At 59.0% G+C, this 18,985-nt stretch carries 16 protein-coding genes; 7 read left to right on the forward strand and 9 right to left on the reverse strand.

What is annotated here, in order from left to right; genetic code table 11:
* Positions 1-55 precede the first annotated feature (55 nt).
* Both dapA and ACOTTU_RS19895 read left to right on the forward strand, forming a co-directional pair.
* On the forward strand, positions 56-931 hold the full coding sequence (gene dapA / locus ACOTTU_RS19890; RefSeq protein WP_425660465.1) for a 4-hydroxy-tetrahydrodipicolinate synthase: 876 nt from the start codon (positions 56-58) through the stop codon (positions 929-931).
* A gap of 89 nt (positions 932-1,020) precedes the next feature.
* Positions 1,021-2,184 (forward strand): M20 aminoacylase family protein, encoded by a 1,164-nt coding sequence (locus ACOTTU_RS19895; RefSeq protein ID WP_425660467.1) that lies wholly within the window; start codon positions 1,021-1,023, stop codon positions 2,182-2,184.
* Here ACOTTU_RS19895 and ACOTTU_RS19900 read toward each other — a convergent pair.
* The 7 genes from ACOTTU_RS19900 to ACOTTU_RS19930 form a co-directional block, all read right to left on the reverse strand.
* Entirely contained in the window at positions 2,181-3,053 is an 873-nt protein-coding gene (locus ACOTTU_RS19900; protein WP_298921648.1) for a dimethyl sulfoxide reductase anchor subunit family protein, read from the reverse strand. The genes ACOTTU_RS19895 and ACOTTU_RS19900 overlap by 4 nt on opposite strands.
* Positions 3,053-3,799, reverse strand: a complete 747-nt coding sequence (locus ACOTTU_RS19905; RefSeq protein WP_298921646.1) for a 4Fe-4S dicluster domain-containing protein — start codon at positions 3,797-3,799, stop codon at positions 3,053-3,055. The genes ACOTTU_RS19900 and ACOTTU_RS19905 overlap by 1 nt, the downstream gene beginning before the upstream one ends.
* Complete coding sequence (locus ACOTTU_RS19910) at positions 3,796-6,615, reverse strand: molybdopterin oxidoreductase family protein (protein ID WP_425660470.1); 2,820 nt, start codon at positions 6,613-6,615, stop codon at positions 3,796-3,798. Before ACOTTU_RS19910 ends, ACOTTU_RS19905 begins: the two co-directional genes overlap by 4 nt.
* A 24-nt stretch (positions 6,616-6,639) precedes the next feature.
* Positions 6,640-7,668 (reverse strand): YeiH family protein, encoded by a 1,029-nt coding sequence (locus tag ACOTTU_RS19915; protein ID WP_425660501.1) that lies wholly within the window; start codon positions 7,666-7,668, stop codon positions 6,640-6,642.
* Positions 7,669-7,735: 67 nt separating this feature from the next.
* Positions 7,736-8,740, reverse strand: coding sequence for a phosphate acetyltransferase (gene pta, locus ACOTTU_RS19920; protein ID WP_425660472.1), 1,005 nt, complete (start codon positions 8,738-8,740; stop codon positions 7,736-7,738).
* Positions 8,741-8,784: 44 nt separating this feature from the next.
* Positions 8,785-10,563, reverse strand: a complete 1,779-nt coding sequence (gene xsc, locus ACOTTU_RS19925) for a sulfoacetaldehyde acetyltransferase (RefSeq protein ID WP_425660474.1) — start codon at positions 10,561-10,563, stop codon at positions 8,785-8,787.
* Between the two features lie 70 nt (positions 10,564-10,633).
* Positions 10,634-12,130: a PLP-dependent aminotransferase family protein gene (locus ACOTTU_RS19930; RefSeq protein WP_298921642.1), complete on the reverse strand. Its 1,497-nt coding sequence runs from the start codon at positions 12,128-12,130 to the stop codon at positions 10,634-10,636.
* Between the two features lie 284 nt (positions 12,131-12,414).
* Here ACOTTU_RS19930 and ACOTTU_RS19935 point away from each other — a divergent pair, with 284 nt between their 5' ends.
* The 4 genes from ACOTTU_RS19935 (at position 12,415) to ACOTTU_RS19950 (ending at position 14,946) form a co-directional block, all read left to right on the forward strand.
* Positions 12,415-12,606, forward strand: coding sequence for a hypothetical protein (locus tag ACOTTU_RS19935; RefSeq protein WP_425660477.1), 192 nt, complete (start codon positions 12,415-12,417; stop codon positions 12,604-12,606).
* A 42-nt stretch (positions 12,607-12,648) separates the two neighbouring features.
* On the forward strand, positions 12,649-12,780 hold the full coding sequence (locus ACOTTU_RS19940; protein ID WP_425660479.1) for a hypothetical protein: 132 nt from the start codon (positions 12,649-12,651) through the stop codon (positions 12,778-12,780).
* A 136-nt stretch (positions 12,781-12,916) separates the two neighbouring features.
* A complete protein-coding gene (locus tag ACOTTU_RS19945) occupies positions 12,917-14,338 on the forward strand; it encodes a pyridoxal phosphate-dependent decarboxylase family protein (protein ID WP_425660481.1) in 1,422 nt (473 codons plus the stop codon).
* A 107-nt stretch (positions 14,339-14,445) separates the two neighbouring features.
* On the forward strand, positions 14,446-14,946 hold the full coding sequence (locus tag ACOTTU_RS19950; protein WP_425660483.1) for a YHS domain-containing (seleno)protein: 501 nt from the start codon (positions 14,446-14,448) through the stop codon (positions 14,944-14,946).
* A 24-nt stretch (positions 14,947-14,970) separates the two neighbouring features.
* On the opposite strand, the gene ACOTTU_RS19955 is transcribed toward ACOTTU_RS19950, so the two are convergent.
* Both ACOTTU_RS19955 and ACOTTU_RS19960 read right to left on the reverse strand, forming a co-directional pair.
* Positions 14,971-15,417: a hypothetical protein gene (locus ACOTTU_RS19955; RefSeq protein WP_425660485.1), complete on the reverse strand. Its 447-nt coding sequence runs from the start codon at positions 15,415-15,417 to the stop codon at positions 14,971-14,973.
* Positions 15,418-15,613: 196 nt separating this feature from the next.
* Positions 15,614-17,005: an aspartate aminotransferase family protein gene (locus tag ACOTTU_RS19960; protein WP_298921637.1), complete on the reverse strand. Its 1,392-nt coding sequence runs from the start codon at positions 17,003-17,005 to the stop codon at positions 15,614-15,616.
* Between the two features lie 268 nt (positions 17,006-17,273).
* Between ACOTTU_RS19960 and ACOTTU_RS19965 the strand changes: the two genes are divergently transcribed.
* Positions 17,274-18,563 (forward strand): NAD(P)/FAD-dependent oxidoreductase, encoded by a 1,290-nt coding sequence (locus tag ACOTTU_RS19965; RefSeq protein WP_425660487.1) that lies wholly within the window; start codon positions 17,274-17,276, stop codon positions 18,561-18,563.
* The last annotated feature ends 422 nt before the right edge of the window (positions 18,564-18,985 follow it).

Below are 18,985 nucleotides of genomic sequence, written 5' to 3' on the forward strand. Positions count from 1 at the left end.
AAATGTGGTTAATCTCAGGCCATTTGCCGGCCAAAACAGAAAAAGGAGCGTGAACATGTTCAAAGGCTCAATGCCTGCCCTCGTCACGCCGTTCAGGAACGGCGAGCTGGATCTTGAGACTCTTAAGAAATTGGTCGAGTGGCACATCGGTGAAGGCAGCAACGGTCTGGTGCCGGTCGGGACCACAGGTGAAAGCCCGACATTGACCCACCGCGAACACGAAATCGTTGTCGAAGAGGTGGTTAAGGCTGCGGCGGGGCGCATTCCGGTTATTGCTGGCGCCGGTTCAAACAACACGGTAGAAGCCATGCGCCTGGCACGTCACGCCGAGAAGGTCGGCGCGGATGCCGTGCTGGTTGTCACGCCCTATTACAACAAACCGACGCAGTCCGGTCTGATCGCGCATTTCACGGCTTTGCACGATTGCTGTGAGCTTCCGATCATTATTTACAATATTCCCGGCCGATCCGTTGTGGACATGTCACCGGAAACCATGGGTGAATTGGCGAAGCTGCCGCGCATTGTTGGCGTAAAAGACGCCACAGGTGATCTGGCGCGTGTCAGCGATCAGCGGATGACCTGCGGTGCAGACTTCATTCAACTCTCCGGTGAAGACGCCACAGCGCATGGGTTTAACGCGCAGGGTGGGGTGGGATGCATTTCCGTTACCGCCAATGTCGCTCCGAAGATGTTGAGCGACATGCAGGCAGCCTGCCTTGCGGGCGATTATGCCACGGCGTTGGGTATTCAGGACCGCTTGATGCCCTTGCACAAGGCGATCTTTACAGAGCCCGGCTTGGTTGGGGTGAAATACGCCATGTCGCGGCTTGATCTTTGCTCTGACGAAGTGCGCCTGCCGCTGACCGGTCTGTCTGACGCCACACGCAGTCTCGTGGATGACGGTCTGCGCCATGCGGGCCTGACAAACTAGAGGCTTTGGGGCGAGGTCGGACCTCGCCCCCCTTTTCATCGCGCAAAAAGACGCCATGATGGGTGCGTATCACCGATCATGGGGGCGCTATGAACATTCTGCCAATCATCTCGCAGAGCACCAAAGAGCTCGAAAGTATTTTCCGCGATCTTCACGCGCATCCTGAGATTGGGTTTCTCGAAAAGCGCACCAGCGGGATCGTCGCAGATTTGCTGGCCGAATACGGTGTCGATGAAATCCATACCGGTATCGCTGAAACAGGCGTCGTCGCCCTGATCCACGGCAAAAGACAGGGCAACAGGCGCGTGGGTCTGCGGGCGGATATGGATGCCCTGCCGATTGTGGAGGCCAGCGGTCTGGAGCATGCCTCGCGCAATGCGGGCGTCATGCATGCCTGTGGTCACGACGGTCATACCACGATGCTGCTTGGGGCCGCCAAACATCTGGCCAATACACGGGATTTCGATGGCACGGCGGTCTTGATTTTCCAGCCAGCCGAGGAAGGTCTGGGCGGCGCACGTGGAATGATTGCCGAGGGTCTCTTTGAGAAATTCCCCTGTGACGAAGTTTACGGGATGCACAATTATCCGACGGGCAACCCCGGAGCGGTAGGCATCTGCAAAGGCCCCGCGCTGGCCGGTGCCGCCTTTTTCGATATCCACATCACCGGCGTGGGCAGCCATGCGGCCATGCCGCATGAAGGGCGTGACGCTCTGATGGTCGCGACAACGCTGGCCGGACACCTGAATACAATTCTCAGCCGCAACATAGACGCGCTGGAAACCTGCGTGCTGTCAGTGACGCAAATCCATGCCGGGGACGCTTATAACGTTGTACCGGAAAAGGCGCATCTGGCGGGCACAATCCGTTATTTCAAAGATGAGGTCTATGCAGTTGCCGCTGATCGGATGCGCAAGATATGCGACGGATTTGCCGCGACACATGATGTGGAAATCAACCTCGATCTGCGCAATGTCTTTGATGTCCTGGTCAACGATGCGGAACTGTCAGACGCTTATATGGAAGCGGCTGCAGATATCGTGGGCGCGCAGAACACCTCGACCCGGAACAGGCCCGTTACCGGGTCAGAAGATTTTGCCGACATGCTGAAGATCGTGCCGGGGGCCTATTGTGATGTCGGGCACAGCGGTACAGTGCCGCTGCACAATCCGGGCTTTGTTCTGGGCGAGGAGATCCTGCCTATCGGGGCCTCGATCATGGCCCGTATCGTCGAACGCCGCTTGCCGCTTTAACGCTTGCCGTAATAGAGGCCGACCACATGTTCGGCTTCCGCAAAAAAGAGCCAGCGCGCTGTCAGAACACCTGCGATGTGGCTGATCACTGCGAGCAGGGCGAAGAAATGTGAAAACGGCAGCACCAGCAGCACAAAGGGCAGGGCGACCATCAGAAGAAGGGAAATGGCCCGCAGCTTCTGGCTGTGTTTGCGCCCGATCTCGTGTACGAATTCCCGCAGCAGATAGTTAGTGCCGGTATGCGGCGGCTCAAATGCCCGCACACCACCAATGTCGCCAAGGCCTGTGGCGGAGGCCATGTTCGAACCTGAAGCGGCAAGCGCCTTGTCGCCCTCCAACCAGGTGAAAATCTGCACAAGACCTGCGATCACGAGAAGGACAAGTGCTGCAGACACCTGACCGGCCAGCAATGCTCCACCTGCGAGAGAGAGGGAAATGAACTTCACTGGTGTGATTGCCATATTCCAACGCGGGATTGTCTTGAGCTGCGTGTAGATCATCGAGGTTGTGAAAACCGTTGCAAGAGACAAAACAGCGCCAGATATGCCAAATGTCATTATACGGGTGTCAAAGAACACAAGACCCATTGCGTAAAGACCCATCAGAACCAAAGCCCCCACGGCACACCACGCCTCGCGGCTGAGCCAGCTGGAGCGCCATTGAGTGAAGGCCTTGATGGCGCGTTCCGGACGGCCAAGGTGAAACGTGGAGGCCATGAGACCGCCCACAGCCATGGCGTATGCGATGACAAAGAATGCAAAGGCCGTCCAGCCGGTCACGGCTGGAAACCCAAGGCCCAGGAAAAACAGCAACCCGAACCCGAGGCCGCTGAATGTGGTGAAGAAAATGACGGAAGGTGCCGGATGCATCAGAGTTTCTCCAATGTGCGGTCAAGCCAGCCGAGAAAGCCCTTCGGCTCTTCTGCAACAGGCTCAAGGAAGGGGGCCAGAACATCGAATTCGGGCATGGCGTCTTTGGGACGGGGTGGCAGGTATTTGTTGACCGGTTTGGTGCCCTGTTCGGGCATCAGGTCCATGCCACCGCGTTCCGCGACGAGTTTGCTGACATCGCTGTTCTCATCGCCCAGATCGCCGAAATGCCGCGCGCCTGCCGGACAGGTACGCACACAGGCGGGCTGGCGGTCTTCCTCGGGCAGGTTCTCGTTGTAGATTCGGTCGACGCAGAGGGTGCATTTCTTCATCACACCTTCGGCCTGATCCAATTCGCGCGCGCCGTAAGGACAGGCCCAGGCGCACAATCCACAGCCGATGCAGTTGCTCTCGTTGACCAGAACGATGCCGTCTTCGACACGCTTGTAGCTGGCCCCCGTCGGGCAGACCGTCACGCAAGGCGCATCTTCGCAATGCAGACAGGATTTGGGGAAGTGGATCAGTTGCGCCGCCCCTTCATCGGGTTGCACTTCAAAACTGTGCACGCGGTTGAGGAAGGTGCCGTTATTATCTGCGCCATAAGCATTCTGATCCGAAAGCGGCGCGCCGTAGTTTTCCGTATTCCAGCCTTTGCAGGAAATCACGCAGGCATGGCAGCCAACGCAGGTATCCAGATCAATGACCAGACCCAGTTTCTTGTCGGTATGTGTCGGGAGCGTTGTCATTTGCCAACCTTCCATTTCAGGTCTTTTGGACCGCGGCCAACGGGGGATTTGATCGGGCCGAACCCGGGCTGCGATTCTGCGGGTGGTACGGCTTTTTCGATGCGGACCTTGAGGTCGAACCATGCCGCCTGCCCGGTAATCGGATCGGAATTGGCCCATCGCAAACCATCACCCTTGGGGGGCAGGAGTTCGTGGATTAGGTGGTTCAGCAAAAAGCCCCGCGTGGCTTCGGGCGCATTTTCTTCCAAGGCCCAGGCACCCTTGCGTTTGCCGATCGCGTTCCATGTCCAGACCGTATTCTCATTGAGCGCCGCCATTTCCAGCACGGGCACGGTGATTTCGCCATGTGGAGAGGTCACGCGTGCCCAGTCACCATCTGTGAGACCATTTTCGCGCATCAACCTTGTCGGCAGATAGAGCGGGTTGTGCCCGTGCAATTGACGCAGCCATGCGTTTTGCGACCCCCAGGAGTGATACATGGCCATGGGGCGCTGGGTCAGTGCCGTGATCGGAAACGCGTCCGCTTTGTTTTCTTCTTCAGACGAATACCAGATCGGCAGCGGGGACATCTTCTCCATGATCCGCTCGCGCAGGTGGTCGGGGGGTTGCCGGTCACCGTGGCCTTCTGCGGCCAATTGGAATTTCCGCATCGGTTCAACGTAAAGCGAAAAGAGATACGGCGTGGGTTTGTCGTAAAGCCCCATGCCCACGGCCCAATCCTGATAGGCCATGTTCCAGGGCTTGTAGTAATTGGACCCAGCAGGGATATGTTCGACAAAAAAGCCGCCGTTTTCGATGTATTTTTCAAGCTGGTTGGGGTTGACCTCGCCGCGTCCCGAGGACGCGCCGTCGCCCCCCCGCCAACCCGCAAGCGGCCCGATGCCGGGACGGCGCTCGTGATTGACGATGTAATCGCCGTAATCCGCATATTTCTGGCTGCCGTCTTCATTCACAAAGCCCGGCAAGTTGAGTTTGGCCCCAAGATCGCAGAGCGCCGACTGGAAACCTTTGACGTCGCGATCGGGCTCGATGACAGGCCAGCGAATTGCGTCCGCGGCGGCATCAGCCTCGCAGATCGGACGGTCCAGCAGCGAGATACAGTCGTGGCGTTCCAGATAGGTGGTGTCCGGCAGGATCAGGTCGGCATAGGCGACCATTTCGGAGCTATAGGCATCGGAATAGATGATCTTGGGGATCACATACTCTCCGCTCTCGTCCTTGTCGGTCAGCATGTCGATCACACCGCGCGTGTTCATCGACGAGTTCCACGACATATTCGCCATATACATGAAGAGCACGTCGATCTTGTAGGGATCACCCGCATAGGCGTTTGAGATCACCATATGCATCAGCCCGTGGCTGGACATGGGGTTTTCCCAGGTGAAGGCCTTGTCGATCCGCGCAGGCGTGCCGTCTTCTTTCAAGGCCAGATCTTCCGGTCCGTGAACGAACCCAAGATGTGGGCCGTTGAGCGCCGATCCAGGTGTTACACCTACATGCGGTTTGGGGTGTGCCGTGGCGGGTTTGGGGTAGGGCGGTTTGAAGCGGAACCCGCCCGGAACCTCGACCGTGCCCAAAATGATCTGCAATGTATGCAGCGCCCGGCAGGTCTGAAACCCGTTGGCGTGGGCTGAAATCCCGCGCATCGAGTGGAAAGACACTGGCCGACCGGTCATGGTCGTGTGTTTTTCGCCCCGGAAATCGGTCCATTCGTGGTCGAGTTCAAAAGCTTCGTCAAAGGCCACGCGGGCCAGTTCAGCGGCAATGGCACGGATGCGTTTCGCCGGTATACCACAGCGATCCGCAACTGCCTCGGGTGCGTAGTCTTCGCTGAGATACATATCCGCCATCTGGTGGAACACCGGGCGATGGGTCTGGCCGTTCTTATCAAAGGTGGCCGCAAGATCAGGTTGCACGCCGGGCTTGTCAAAGGCCGTCAATTTGCCGGTTTTGCGGTCGATGACCACTTCCTTGCCGTCCTTGTCCCGCATCAGCAGGCCGTTATCGGGTTGACCGGGGTTGTTGATCACGAGAACCGGCGCGTTGGTGTATTTGGCGAGGTACTCCAGATCAATCTTGCCCGCTTTCATCAGGCAGTGGATCATCGACAGAATGAACAGCCCATCGGTGCCCGGCGTGATGCCGACCCAATCGTCGGCCACAGCGTTATAACCGGTGCGGATGGGGTTGACGCCAATGACACGCGCGCCGCGCTTCTTGATCTTGCCGATCCCCATCTTGATCGGGTTGCTGTCGTGATCTTCGGCGACACCAAAGAGCATGAAAAGCTTGGTATGATCCCAATCGGGCTGGCCGAACTCCCAAAAGGCGCCGCCCATCGTGTAGATACCCGCTGCCGCCATGTTCACCGAGCAGAAACCGCCATGTGCGGCGTAATTCGGTGTCCCAAAGCCCTGTGCCCAGAAACTGGTGAAGCTCTGGGACTGATCGCGGCCGGTAAAAAACGCCAGCTTCTCCGGATTGTCCTTGCGTACGGGGTCGAGCCAGTCAGCGGCGATCTGCAACGCTTCGTCCCAGGTGATCTCCTCGAATTCGCCTGACCCTCGTTCGCCCACACGTTTGAGCGGCGCGCGCAGACGCGAAGGCGCATTGACCTGCATGATACCTGCAGACCCTTTGGCGCAGAGCACACCCTGATTGACCGGATGATCCTTGTTGCCTTCGATATAGGCGACCTTGCCGTCTTTCATATGAACGTTGATGCCGCAACGACAGGCGCACATGTAGCATGTGGTCTTGCGGACCTCATCCGAGACATGAGGTGAGGTATCGATCTTAGGTTGCTGGAATGTCATCTGGCCTCCCGTTTGCCTGGTTGTTCAGGCTAAGTAATAAATCCCCGCAAGTATCAGTCCCGCGATGAAAATTGTTTCAGTTACAAGCAGGGCAATGGCCGGCCCTCCGACAGCCAGCACGCGCTTGAGGTTAGTCTTCATGCCAACGGCAGCGATGGCAACCAATAGCATCCAACGGGATGCCTGGCTCATGAGGTCGGCAATGGCGTCAGGGATTAATCCCAGCGAGTTCAGGGTTGCCAAAACCAGAAATCCGACCACAAAAAACGGAAGAAGAGGGGGCCGTTTGCCATCTTCTGGCGAGTCCGCAAAGGACCTGATCAGGATCGCCGCAACAAGCACAACCGGGGCCAACATCGACACGCGCATCAGTTTCACCAAGGTTGCGGTGTCACCCGCATTCTCTGAGATCGAGAATCCTGCGCCGACCACCTGGGCCACATCATGAATTGTCGCGCCGAGGAAAATACCGCCTGCCGTTTCATCCAAACCCAGGCGGGTCACAAGGATTGGATAGGCAATCATGGCCACGGTTGAGAGAACGGTCACGCCGAGCACGGTGAAAATCAGCCGCTGTTCGGATTTGTCATCCTTGGGAAGGATTGCGCTGATGGCCATTGCCGCAGAGGCGCCGCAAATCGCAACGGAACCCGCGGTCAGGAAGGCAAATCGCCAACCATGTCCAAAAAGCCGGGAAATCATCAGACCAAACCCGATGGTCGCCAGCACGCCCGCAATGACCAGAAGAACAACCCCCAGCCCGAGCCCCGCCATCAGGTCAAAGGAAATCCGGACCCCGAGAAAGGCAATGCCGATGCGCAGGACGGTGCGGGCCGCAAAGGAGATGCCGTCCACGGTTTTGCCCTCATCCCCCAGAAACGCGACGGCGATCCCAAGCAGCAGCGCCATCAACATCGCCGGTGCCTCATAGTGGTCCGCTAGGAACTGCGCAGTCATGGCGACAATTACCGCCATGATCACCCCTGGAAACAATTCATTGGTCCGCTTGGGGACGGTGCCGAAGAATTCTGAAATAGTAATTGCCGGGTTCATCGCGCTGCCATGCTCCATGTTTGGTCATGGGTGGCTTGACACGCAATGAGGTGTGCAGAGCTGCCGGTCATCCGTTTGCCTGTGCCTGCAAGGCGGTCACGGCAATCATATTGGTTACGTCTTCGGCCACACATCCACGAGACAGGTCATTGGCTGGTTTTGCAAGGCCCTGCAAGACCGGTCCGATGGCCTCCGCGCCGCCGATACGCTGTGCGATCTTGTAGCCGATATTGCCCGCGTCGAGGTTAGGGAAGATCATGACGTTGGCATGGCCCGCGACAGAAGATTTCTTGGCCTTCGACGCCGCGACGGCTGGCACGAAGGCTGCGTCGAATTGCAATTCGCCGTCTGCCTTGAGGTCGGGATGGTCCGCTTTCAGCAGCGCCGCGGCTTCGCTGACTTTGGTCACGGCTGCGTGGCGGGCCGAACCCATGGTAGAAAAAGAAAGAAGCGCCACTTGCGGCTCGACCCCCAGCAATTGCTGGCAGGAGCTTGCTGAAGCGACTGCAATTGCGGCCAGTTCTTCAGAAGTAGGCTCGATTACTAATCCGCAATCCCCGAAAATCATCGCATCACGCCCGGAGGGATGGTTTTCCGGCAGCGCCATTAGGAAAAAGCTGGAAACGAGCGGGGCGTCCTTGGCTTTGCCGATCACTTGCAACGCGGCTCTCACGGTGTCGCCGGTGGTCGCCACCGCGCCACCAACCGTGCCGTCCGCGTGCCCAAGCCGCACCATCAGAGCAGCAAAAATCAATGGGTTGGTGACCTGTGTCTCTGCGACCTCAGGCGTCATACCCTTGTGTTTGCGCAATTCGTAAAACGCATCCGCGAAATCGGCGGTGAGCGGCGAGATGATTGGGTCCTCGATTTGAATATTCGGGTGATTTGGCATGCCCGCCGCGACAAGCTGTGCCGATACGTCATCCTGAGTGCCGATCAACGTGATACGTGCCGTCCTGGCGTTGACGGCTGCGATGGCGCCAGCGACGATCCGGGGATCGTCGCCTTCGCTCATCACGATATGAGCAGGCCGGGCGCTGGCGCGTTTGGTTAGGTCGCGCAGTACGCTCATGGCCTGATCCTTTGTTTTATGAAGATGCTTTGGCGCACCTTTGTTTAAACGGTTTGCTCACGCATGTCGTCTTTGCTGATACCAGCAACTTCAACAGGCTTTTTCATCGCATCGCGACGGAACGGATCGCCAAGCTCCTGGTTGATCATGGCTTCGATCAATGTGGTGATCCCGTTTTCCATTTGGTCCTTGATCGCCTGATCCAGCGCTGCTGTCAGCTCTTCCTGAGTGCGGGCAATCACGCCTTTGAGGCCACAGGCGTTTGCGATACCAGCGTAGGATACGCCCTCGTCCAGCTCGGTGCCGACGAAGTTGTCATCGAACCACAGTGTCGAGTTCCGCTTTTCCGCACCCCACTGGTAGTTGCGGAAAACAATCTGCGTGATGGCGGGCCAGTCGCCACGGCCAATCGCTGTCAGTTCGTTGACCGAGATGCCGAAAGCACCGTCACCCGCGAAACCGACAACCGGTGTTTTTGGTTGGCCGATTTTCGCACCAACGATCGACGGCAGGCCATATCCACAGGGGCCAAACAGACCCGGTGCCAGATATTTGCGGCTTTCGTTGAACGACGGATAGGCGTTACCGATGGCACAGTTGTTGCCGATGTCAGAGGAGATGATCGCCTCAACGGGCAGCGCGGCTTGAATTGCGCGCCATGCCATGCGGGGGGACATCCAGTCGGGCTTGGCCGCCCGTGCGCGCACGTTCCAGTCGGTGCCTGGATCGTCCTGTTCTTCGTTCATGGAAGTCAGTTCCTGCGCCCATGCGGATTTGGTTGTCGCAATGGCGTTCTTGCGGTCCGCACGGTTTGTGTCGCCTGCGTCATCGGAGAGTTGTGCCGTGATGCCTTGCGCGACTTTGGCCGCATCGCCCACGATGCCCACGGTGACCTTCTTGGTCAGGCCGATACGGTCGGGGTTGATGTCCACCTGAATGATCTTGGCATCGGTTGGCCAGTAGTCAATGCCGTAGCCTGGCAGAGTGGAGAAGGGGTTGAGACGTGTGCCAAGGCACAGAACCACATCAGCCTGAGAGATCAGCTGCATGCCCGCCTTGGAGCCATTGTAGCCCAGTGGACCTGCAAACAGCGGGTGGTTGCCCGGGAACGCATCATTGTGCTGGTAGCCCACGCATACGGGCGCGTCGAGACGTTCGGCGAGCGCTTTAGAAGCTTCGATACCACCCTTGGAGAGGACAGCACCGGCACCATTCAGGATGACCGGGAATTTTGCATTGCTCAGCAACTCCGCCGCGTTCGCAACAGCTGTATCGCCGCCCTGTGGCAGTTCGAATTCAACAATGGCGGGCAATTCGATGTCGACAACCTGCGTCCAGAAATCACGCGGGATGTTGATCTGCGCTGGTGCAGAGGCGCGTTTGGCCTGCATGATCACGCGGTTCAGAGTTTCTGCGATCCGTGTAGGGTCGCGCACTTCTTCCTGATAAGCCACGCAATCTGCGAAGAGGTTCATCTGCTCCATTTCCTGGAAGCCGCCCTGACCGATCGTTTTGTTTGCGGCCTGTGGTGTAACCAAAAGTACGGGAGTGTGATTCCAATACGCGGTTTTCACAGCTGTGACGAAGTTGGTGATACCGGGGCCGTTCTGCGCGATCATCATGCACATCTTGCCGGTGGCGCGGGTATAACCGTCTGCCATCATGCCGCCGGATGTTTCATGGGCGCAGTCCCAGAATTTGATGCCGGCATCTGGGAAGATGTCGGAGATGGGCATCATGGCCGAGCCAATGATCCCAAATGCATTGTCGATACCGTGCATTTGGAGCGTTTTTACAAAGGCTTCTTCGGTGGTCATTTTCATGGCGGGTGTCCTTGGATGATGAGTTTCGAATCTCGATTGCGCGGAAAATAGAGGGTTGGGTTGTTCGGGGTTAGGGCCAGTTTTTCTCTGCGCTTAGACCCAGATCACTGAGTGCGCGCATTTCATCGGCGATTATGGCGACGCCTTTTGCGATCCTGCTGGCCGGAATTGAGGAATACGCAAGCCTGTAATAATTTTTGGGCCGGTCCGAGCCGGAAAAGAATGCGTGTCCGGGTTCGACCAGAACGCCTTTTGACTGAAGCCGCCGCGCAAGCTCCTGAGTGTCGACGCCATCTGCGGCACGCATCCAGAAGGAGGAGCCGCCATAAGCGCCCTGACCTGCGATCTGCAACCCGTGCGCGGCAATGGCTGCACTCATGACTTCGCGTCTTTCGTGCAAAGCGCTGCCCATGCGCCGGATCAACGCATCATGATGGCCAAGCGAAAGAAAATATGCCGCGGTCCGCTGGACATGACCGGGGGCGTGCCGCAGCACAGAGGCGCGCAGAGCGCGGGCTTCCCGAATGAAGGGTTCGGAGCCCACCAGATAGCCCAGACGCAGGCCCGGAAACAGCGACTTGGAGAAGCTGCCGACATAGATCACCCTGCCGTCGGTATCGAGACTTTTGAGCGCTGGGGAGGGGCTCTTGAGAAACGACATCTCGAATTCGTAGTCATCCTCCACAATCAGCGCATCCATATCCGATGCCCGTTCCAGCAGTTCGTGGCGGCGATGCATCGGCATGGTGTTGGTCGTCGGGCACTGATGGCTGGGCGTGGTAAAGATCACATCCGTGTCGGGCGGGATCGCATCTGGTGGCATGCCATCGGCATCGACGCGCACCGGCGTCACATGGCAGCGCGACTGCGTCAGAATATCACGCAACGCATGATAACACGGGTCCTCTAGGGCGGCCCTGCGCCTTTGCGTCAGCAGAACCTGCGTTGTCAGCCAAAGTGCATTCTGCGCGCCCAGGGTAATCAGAATCTGCTCGGGCCGGGCGGTAATCCCGCGCCGGGAGAGCGTATGACGTGCGATGAATTCAATCAGCTGCGGATCATCCTGATCATAGTAATCCGTGGTCAGCGCGGTGAAATCCTTTTGCCCCAGGGCCTTCAGCGCACAAAGCCGCCAGTTTGCGTGGTCAAAAAGCTCCGGATCGGCCTGCCCGTAGATGAAGGGATAGCGGTAGCCTCCCCAATCGGCAGGTTTGCGGGGCATGTCTCCACCTGAAAAGCGCTGACCGATTGCCCGGTTCCAATCCACGGCATCCGGACCGATCTGGCTGGGGGTGAAGGCCGGCGGAACCGGCGCATTGTCCGACACATAGTAACCGGAGCGCCCTTTCGAAGTCAGATAGTCATTTGCCAACAATTCGGTATAGGCAATGGTCACGGTAATGCGGCTGATGCCCAGATGCATGGCCAGCTTGCGCGTCGAGGGCAGCTTTTCCCCACGCTGAAACCGGCCCGACAGGATGCCCTGAGCGATCATCTGCTGAATCTGAGATTGCAGGGTCCCCTGAGCGTCAGGGTGCAGAAAAAACGTCTCGACCGGTAGCGCCATGCCAGCAACCTATATTGGATATAGGCTGCGTTCAATCTGGTATTAACGTGGCGCCAAAATGCCAGTTAATTCCCCCCAAGCGCGCAGCCTTGATCGGCTAAATTGCGTATTAATGAAACTGCAAGTATCATTAATCATATCATTTGGCAAGAAAATCCCCAAGTTTCCCAGTCACAGGCCGTACACCATGTGTGCACAGCCTGTGCACCGCGCGGAACACTCAGCGGATATTTACGCGACGAGCGGCAGAATGACCTGCTGATCATGCCTGAGGGAGATGGAGAATGAGCACCAAAGGTCAACGGGATGCGCAGACGCAGATGCTCTATGAGTTGGAACGGCTGCAACAGGATCTGAGCGCCAACTGGCTGGATCAGAGCCTGCCGCAGGACTGGGCGGGTCTGGAATGGGATGCCCCGGTGGGACGCCCGACAACCCGCGTGACCCTGCGCATGGACAGCGACATGCTGCGCTGATTCCGCAAACTGGGACCGGGCTACCAAGCGCGGATCAACCGGGTGCTGCGCATTTACTGGATGGCGCTGCTGGCTGGACACATCAAGGGCTATCCCGAGGATAACACCGTGCCGCGCCTTCTGGCTGAGGCGCGCCGCGTTCAGGAAGAGATCGCCGAGCGCCGCCGCGACTAGGCAGCACCCCCGGCTGCGCGCGCACCCGAACCCGGTTTTGGGCAATCGCGAAAAACGAGCTGCAACGCTTCAAGAATATTTCGAAACACCCTAACGTGACAGGGCAGCGCCGCCCCGGCGCGTTTTGGGATACACTATGACTGAAGACACCACCTTGCCAAAGGGACTGACCCCTGACCAGTCTCGCGCGCTCGATCTCGCCGCGACCGCGGCGCAAACCTACCGGGAAACGCTGCCGCAGACCGGGGCGCGCCCGCAGGTCGACCTTGATACTGCCGTGGGCCGGTTCAGAACACCGCTTGCCGAGGAGGGCATTCCCGAGGCGGAGGTCATCGAGGGCATTCTGAACGGGGCAGAGGGGGCCTTGCACAATATGTCCGGGCCTACGTTTTTCGGCTATGTTCTGGGCGGGTCGCACCCCGTTGGTGTCGCGGCGGATTTTCTGGTCTCCGCCTGGGGGCAGAATGCGGGCTCAGCCTTTGAGACGCCGGCGATCACCGGTATGGAACGCGCGGTCTGTGATTGGGTGATCGACCTTCTGGGCCTGCCTGCGCAGAGCGGTGCCGGTCTGGTAACGGGCGGTAGCGTGGCCAATATGGTGGGCATCATGGCAGGGCGACACGCCTTGCTTGCCGATCAGGGATGGGACGTCGAAGAGGACGGGCTTTTCGGCGCGCCGGAGATCCCTGTGCTGATCGGGGCCGATGCGCATTCCGCGCCTTTTGCCGGGCTGCGTTATGCCGGGTTCGGCGCGGCGCGCGCCACAAGAGTTGCGACGGATGATCAGGGCCGCATTGACGTCGCGGCTTTTGAAGCGGCGCTGGAAGGTTGTGCTGCACCGCCTTTGGTGATCCTGCAGGCGGGCCAGATCAACACCGGTGCGTTTGATCCCTTCGCGCAGATCATTCCGCTGGTGCGCGCGCGGGGCGGCTGGGTCCATGTGGATGGCGCCTTTGGTCTGTGGGTGGCGGCGGTGCCGGAGCTTGCGGATCGGCTGGCCGGGGTTGAAGGTGCCGACAGCTGGGCGGTGGATTTGCACAAGTGGCTGAACGCGCCGTTCGATGCGGGAATGGTTATCGTGCGGGACCGCGCGCCACTGGTCGCCTCGATGTCGGCGCGGGGGTCCTATCTGCCGGACCTGACCGCGCATTGGGAGCCGTCGGATTCCACGCCTGAACTGTCACGGCGCGGGCGTGGGGTGCCGTCCTATGCCATTTTGCGCAATCTGGGCCGTGCGGGTCTGCGCGAGATGGTGAAACGTCATTGCGATCTGGCTGGGTATATTGCGGGTGTTTTGGCGGCGGAGCCGGGATTGCGCGTGATGAACGAGGTGCACAGCAATCAGGTCATTGTCAGCTGTGATCAGGATGCCCAGACCATGGCCGTGCTGGAGCGGGTGCAGCAGCGCGGGCGGGTCTATCCCACCCATGGCGAATGGGCAGGGCAGAAGGTCATCCGGATTTCGCTGATCGGCTACGCGATGCAGCGCGCGCATGCGGATTTGGTCGCCTCGGAGATCATCGGTGCCTGGCGCTGGTACCAGGAGGGCGCTCCCTGAACCGGGTCTTTGCTGGCAATCAAACGGGCCCTCAACACTCCGTGACATAGGCTGACTTGCGGGGCGGATGCCTCTATCTTTGCGCAGATGCGAAGGAGGTCCGCCAGATGATCAGGATGAACAGGCGTGCGACGATGCTTGGGGCAGGTGCCATCCTGCTTGCGGGGGGCTATGGGGTTGTGCGGGCGACCAATGGTTTTGGGTTGTTGCCGGCAGAATATGCCGCAAGCCCGGTTTTCGTTGAGGACGGTTTTGCCATGCGGGGGTATGATCCGGTGGCCTATTTCACCGTTGGTGAGCCCACGGCTGGTGACCCCGCATTCAGTCATACATGGAATGGCGCCACATGGGTTTTTGCCTCGGCCTCGAACCGTGATGCCTTTGCCGCCGATCCAAACGCCTTTGCACCGCAATACGGCGGGTTCTGCGCCTGGGCGATCGCCGCCAAGGGCAAGCTCTATTCCACTCAGCCACCAAATTGGCGGATCGTGGAGAAGAAGCTCTACCTGAACTACAACGATTCCATTCAGGAAAAATGGGAGCAGGACATCCCGGGCTTCATCTCCGAGGGAGACAAACGCTGGCCGCAAATCGTGAAGACGGCATAACCGCGGGTTTAGTGGCGCCCGGTGTCATTCCCCGCGCGGCTCGTAGCTGACAAAGACGAGCGTACGATTTTCGCCGCCCTTGTCTTTGACCGAAACTCGGAAGGTTTTGCGATCCGAAGACCATTCTCTCAAGTCATAACTGTCGGGGTGATTGACCTGTTGATCCGGGCTCAACGCCTTGCCGTCCCGGCAGGTTTGTATCTCGGTCCAGACGGTGTTTGAAAACCGGGTCGCTGCATCGTCACGAAACGGAAAGGCCCAGTGACAGGAGACGCCGGTTCCGCCCTGCTGATCCAGGTAAGTTGTGCAGATGGCCCCCTCGGGTGCGGCGGCGGCCTGTGCATATTGCTCCAGATAACCGGGTATTTTGCATGCATCCGCCAACGCAGGATGGGTCGCCAGAAACGCCCCTAGGGCCAAAGCGGCAATGGGGTGGCGCAAAATCCGGCGTTTTGAGGGCTGTTGGCTCACCCCTGCCACGCTAGGGGACGTGATGCGTGAAGGAAAGGGGTGGTGGCGGATCAGCAAGCCCGACATTGGGTGCAGAAGACAGCAAGACTGCGCGAGGGGGTCCGACGTCCTTTCGCCTTTGCCCTGGCCCCGACATCCCTTACAAAAAAGGCCCCGCGCTGGGCGGAGCCTTTTTGAGGTGTTGCTGCGGTTGTGGTTAGCCAAAGGTGCGGGTCAGCGCACCGTCCACCGCGTCGCAGATGTGATCAATATCGTCAGAGGTCGCGATCAGCGCGGGCGAGAAACACAGCGTGTTGTTCTTGCCGGGCAGGGAGCGGTTGGTGGCCCCGATGATTACGCCCTGAGCCATGCAATCGCCGACAACGGCCTGAACCATTTTCTCGGCCACCGGCGCGCGGGTCTCGCGGTCCTCGACCAGTTCGGCCCCGACAAAGAGACCCTTGCCGCGCACCTGACCGATGACCTTGTGCTTGTCGGCCAGCTCGCCCAGCTTGCCGAGCATATGCTCACCCTGTGCCAGTGTGTTGTCGAGTAGGCCTTCATCTTCAATGATCGCCATGTTCTCAATGCCTGCGGTCGGACCTGCCGTGCAGCCCCCGAAGGTAGAGATGTCGCGGAAGTAGTCCATCGGGTCAGAGGCATCTTCCTTGAACATGTCAAAGACTTTTTCATTGGTCACAAGGCAGGCAATGGCCGCATAGCCGGAGGCCACACCTTTGGCCATGGTCACCATATCGGGCTCGATCCCGTAATGCTGGTAGCCGAACCATTTCCCGGTGCGACCGACGCCGCAGACCACTTCGTCGATATGCAGCAGGATGTCGTACTTGCGGCAAATCTCCTGCACGCGCGGCCAGTAGCCATCGGGCGGGGTGATCACGCCACCACCAGCGGTGACAGGCTCAAGGCAGAGGCCACCCACGGTATCCGGTCCTTCGGCAAGGATCACTTTTTCGATCTGATCGGCGGCCCAGACACCATAGTTTTCGACCGGCGCACCATCCTGTTCGTGGGCGCGGTACTCCAGACAATGCGGGACGCGGATGAACCCGGGCGTGAAGGGGCCATATTGCGCGTTGCGCTCGTCCTGACCGCCTGCCGACAGCGCGGAAATGGTGGTGCCGTGATAATCACGCTCGCGGTAAAGCACCTTGTGCTTTTTGCCGCCGTAGCGCTTGTGCGCGATCTGGCGCACCATCTTGAAGGCTTTCTCATTCGCTTCCGAGCCGGAGTTGCAATAGTAGACGCGGCTGAGGCCCGGCATCTTTTCGATCAGTTTCTCGGCGAAGATCGACCCGGGGATCGACCCTGCGGAACCGGCGAAATAGTTCAGCTTGATCAACTGGTCCCGCACCGCATTGGCGATGCGCTCGCGCCCATAGCCGACATTGACCGTCCAGACGCCGCCGGAAACCGCATCGAGGTGCTCTTTGCCCTTCTGGTCCCAGACTTTCATGCCCCGGCCTTCGACAATGATGCGCGGGTCGGTTGTCTCGTAAGGTTTGTGCTGGCTCAGGTGATGCCAGATATGCGCGCGATCGGCTTCGACAACGCGACTCAGGTCGTTTTCACTGAAATTGCCGTCCATGGGTCAAACCTTTCATGAGGTTGGAAGAATCAAATTCAATCGGAGGGCTGGGCGCTCCGATTTTTGTCGAGCAGACCGTTTTTGACGCCTTGGAAGTAGCGCCAGATACCCGACATTGGTAGTGCCAGAATGTGGCTGACCTCAAGTAAATTCTGCGCTATTGCGCGGAAAACTCCGGGAAATCGACCCGCTTCCAGCAGGGTTTCAACGGGTCTTCTAAGTGTGAGGGCGTATTGACCCGCTCCATGCCTTCAAGGTCAATGACCCCATGCAAATTCCCAATGCCCTCTGGCGGGTCACCGCCCCCGACCCGGCACCTGCCATTCGGCTGGAAGGCGATCTGCGCTGCGATGTGGCGGTGATCGGTGGCGGTTTCACGGGATTGCGCGCCGCGCTTGATCTGGCTGAGGCCGGAGCGTCGGTCGCGGTGTTCGAGGCGGGTGACGTGGGGTTTGGGGCGTCGGGCCGTAGTGGTGGCCAGGTCAACCCAATGTTGCCGGTGGCGGTGCCGGATGATCTGCATAGGGCTGTGGGCCCGAAGTATTTCGAGCGAATGGCAGAGACCTCGCTGAAATCGGCGGATGACCTGTTCGATCTCATCCGGGCCTACCAGATACAATGTGACGCGCGGCAAAAGGGGTGGATACGGGTGGATCACAACCGGGCTGCCCGGGATGTTTCACGTCGCAACGCCCGATTGTGGAACGCGCACGGCGCAGATTTCGACTTTCTGGAACGGGAAGACGTTGAGAAGCTGACGGGTGCGAAAGGATATGCGACCGGTACGCTTTCGGCGCGTGGCGGGGCGGTGCAGCCCATGGCGCTGGTGCGGGGGTTGGACCGTGCGGCCCGAGCCGCAGGGGCGCAGATCTTCAGCTTCTCGCCGGTCAGGGCAATGGCGCGCAAGGATGCCTTTTGGCGCCTCAGCGTTTCAGATCACACCGTGGTTGCGTCAACGGTCATCGTGGCAACCAACGGGTATTCTGACGAGCTGGTCCAAGGCTTGAAAGGCTCGGTCCTGCCGCTTTTTTCGACCCAGATGGCGACCGATCCTTTGGAAGAAAGCGAGATCGGCCCCATTCTGCCGCAAGGTCATACGATATCCGATACGCGCCGTCTGATCATGTATGCGCGGCGCGAACCGGGCGGCCAGATGTGTTTCGGCGGCATCGGATTTCGCAAGCCTCTGGGGGGTGTGGGAGGGTTCGGCTGGATATTGAAAGATGCCCCGGAAACCTTTCCCAGCCTGAAGCGCGTAAAATGGCGTTATCAGTGGAGTGGCCAAATAGCGCTGACCGAAGACCGCGTGCCGCATTTGCATGAACCGGCACCGGGGCTGATCGCTGGTCTTGGCTACAACGGGCGCGGTGTGGCTATGAGCCATGTCATGGGCCGCGAGCTGGCCCGGCGGGCGCTGGGCGCGCCAGCAGAAGATTTGCCATTCCCGGTCGCAAAGATTTTACCTTACAAGTTTCGCCTGCCGCAGGTGCTGGGAGCAGGTCTGGCCATGGCATTTTTGCGCATGCGCGACCGGTTGGAGTGGAAAAGCGACATCTAGTGCCAAACTGGACTCATGCAGGGCGCAAAATTGGACGTTTGCAGCAGCTTCGCGGGACCGTCACTATGGCGCACTAAATTTGGCAAGACAGGCGCACGCACGGCATCTTCAAGGCTCGAATACCGTTGCAGTTCACATCTTTACTTTGTGATTGCGCACAGGCCCAGAACGGGCCACGGTACTACAGCAAACGACAGAAAGATGGCCGGGCGATCCCCGTGCCTGACGTCTTGCCAAGAAATACCAGGGCGGGATGACCCCGCGCAGAAGAAACCAAACCCGAACCACCAATGGGACGGGATGTGATCAACGGGAGAATGAGATGATCAAGAAGACAACATGCGCCTTTGTTGCGGGTGCGGTAATGGCGCTGACCGGTCAGGCGGCGCTGGCGGATGGCCACGGTGAGATCACTGTGGGCT

Origin of the sequence: Roseobacter sp. EG26, assembly GCF_049830555.1 — a bacterium.
GTDB lineage: Bacteria > Pseudomonadota > Alphaproteobacteria > Rhodobacterales > Rhodobacteraceae > Roseobacter.

Excerpts from the sequence above, each read along its gene's own strand:
- dapA (WP_425660465.1), top strand. The coding sequence starts at position 56 with ATGTTCAAAGGCTCAATGCCTGCCCTCGTCACGCCGTTCAGGAACGGC.
- ACOTTU_RS19895 (WP_425660467.1), top strand. The coding sequence starts at position 1,021 with ATGAACATTCTGCCAATCATCTCGCAGAGCACCAAAGAGCTCGAAAGT.
- ACOTTU_RS19900 (WP_298921648.1), bottom strand. The coding sequence starts at position 3,053 with ATGCATCCGGCACCTTCCGTCATTTTCTTCACCACATTCAGCGGCCTC.
- ACOTTU_RS19905 (WP_298921646.1), bottom strand. The coding sequence starts at position 3,799 with ATGACAACGCTCCCGACACATACCGACAAGAAACTGGGTCTGGTCATT.
- ACOTTU_RS19910 (WP_425660470.1), bottom strand. The coding sequence starts at position 6,615 with ATGACATTCCAGCAACCTAAGATCGATACCTCACCTCATGTCTCGGAT.
- ACOTTU_RS19915 (WP_425660501.1), bottom strand. The coding sequence starts at position 7,668 with ATGAACCCGGCAATTACTATTTCAGAATTCTTCGGCACCGTCCCCAAG.
- pta (WP_425660472.1), bottom strand. The coding sequence starts at position 8,740 with ATGAGCGTACTGCGCGACCTAACCAAACGCGCCAGCGCCCGGCCTGCT.
- xsc (WP_425660474.1), bottom strand. The coding sequence starts at position 10,563 with ATGAAAATGACCACCGAAGAAGCCTTTGTAAAAACGCTCCAAATGCAC.
- ACOTTU_RS19930 (WP_298921642.1), bottom strand. The coding sequence starts at position 12,130 with ATGGCGCTACCGGTCGAGACGTTTTTTCTGCACCCTGACGCTCAGGGG.
- ACOTTU_RS19935 (WP_425660477.1), top strand. The coding sequence starts at position 12,415 with ATGAGCACCAAAGGTCAACGGGATGCGCAGACGCAGATGCTCTATGAG.
- ACOTTU_RS19945 (WP_425660481.1), top strand. The coding sequence starts at position 12,917 with ATGACTGAAGACACCACCTTGCCAAAGGGACTGACCCCTGACCAGTCT.
- ACOTTU_RS19950 (WP_425660483.1), top strand. The coding sequence starts at position 14,446 with ATGATCAGGATGAACAGGCGTGCGACGATGCTTGGGGCAGGTGCCATC.
- ACOTTU_RS19960 (WP_298921637.1), bottom strand. The coding sequence starts at position 17,005 with ATGGACGGCAATTTCAGTGAAAACGACCTGAGTCGCGTTGTCGAAGCC.
- ACOTTU_RS19965 (WP_425660487.1), top strand. The coding sequence starts at position 17,274 with ATGCAAATTCCCAATGCCCTCTGGCGGGTCACCGCCCCCGACCCGGCA.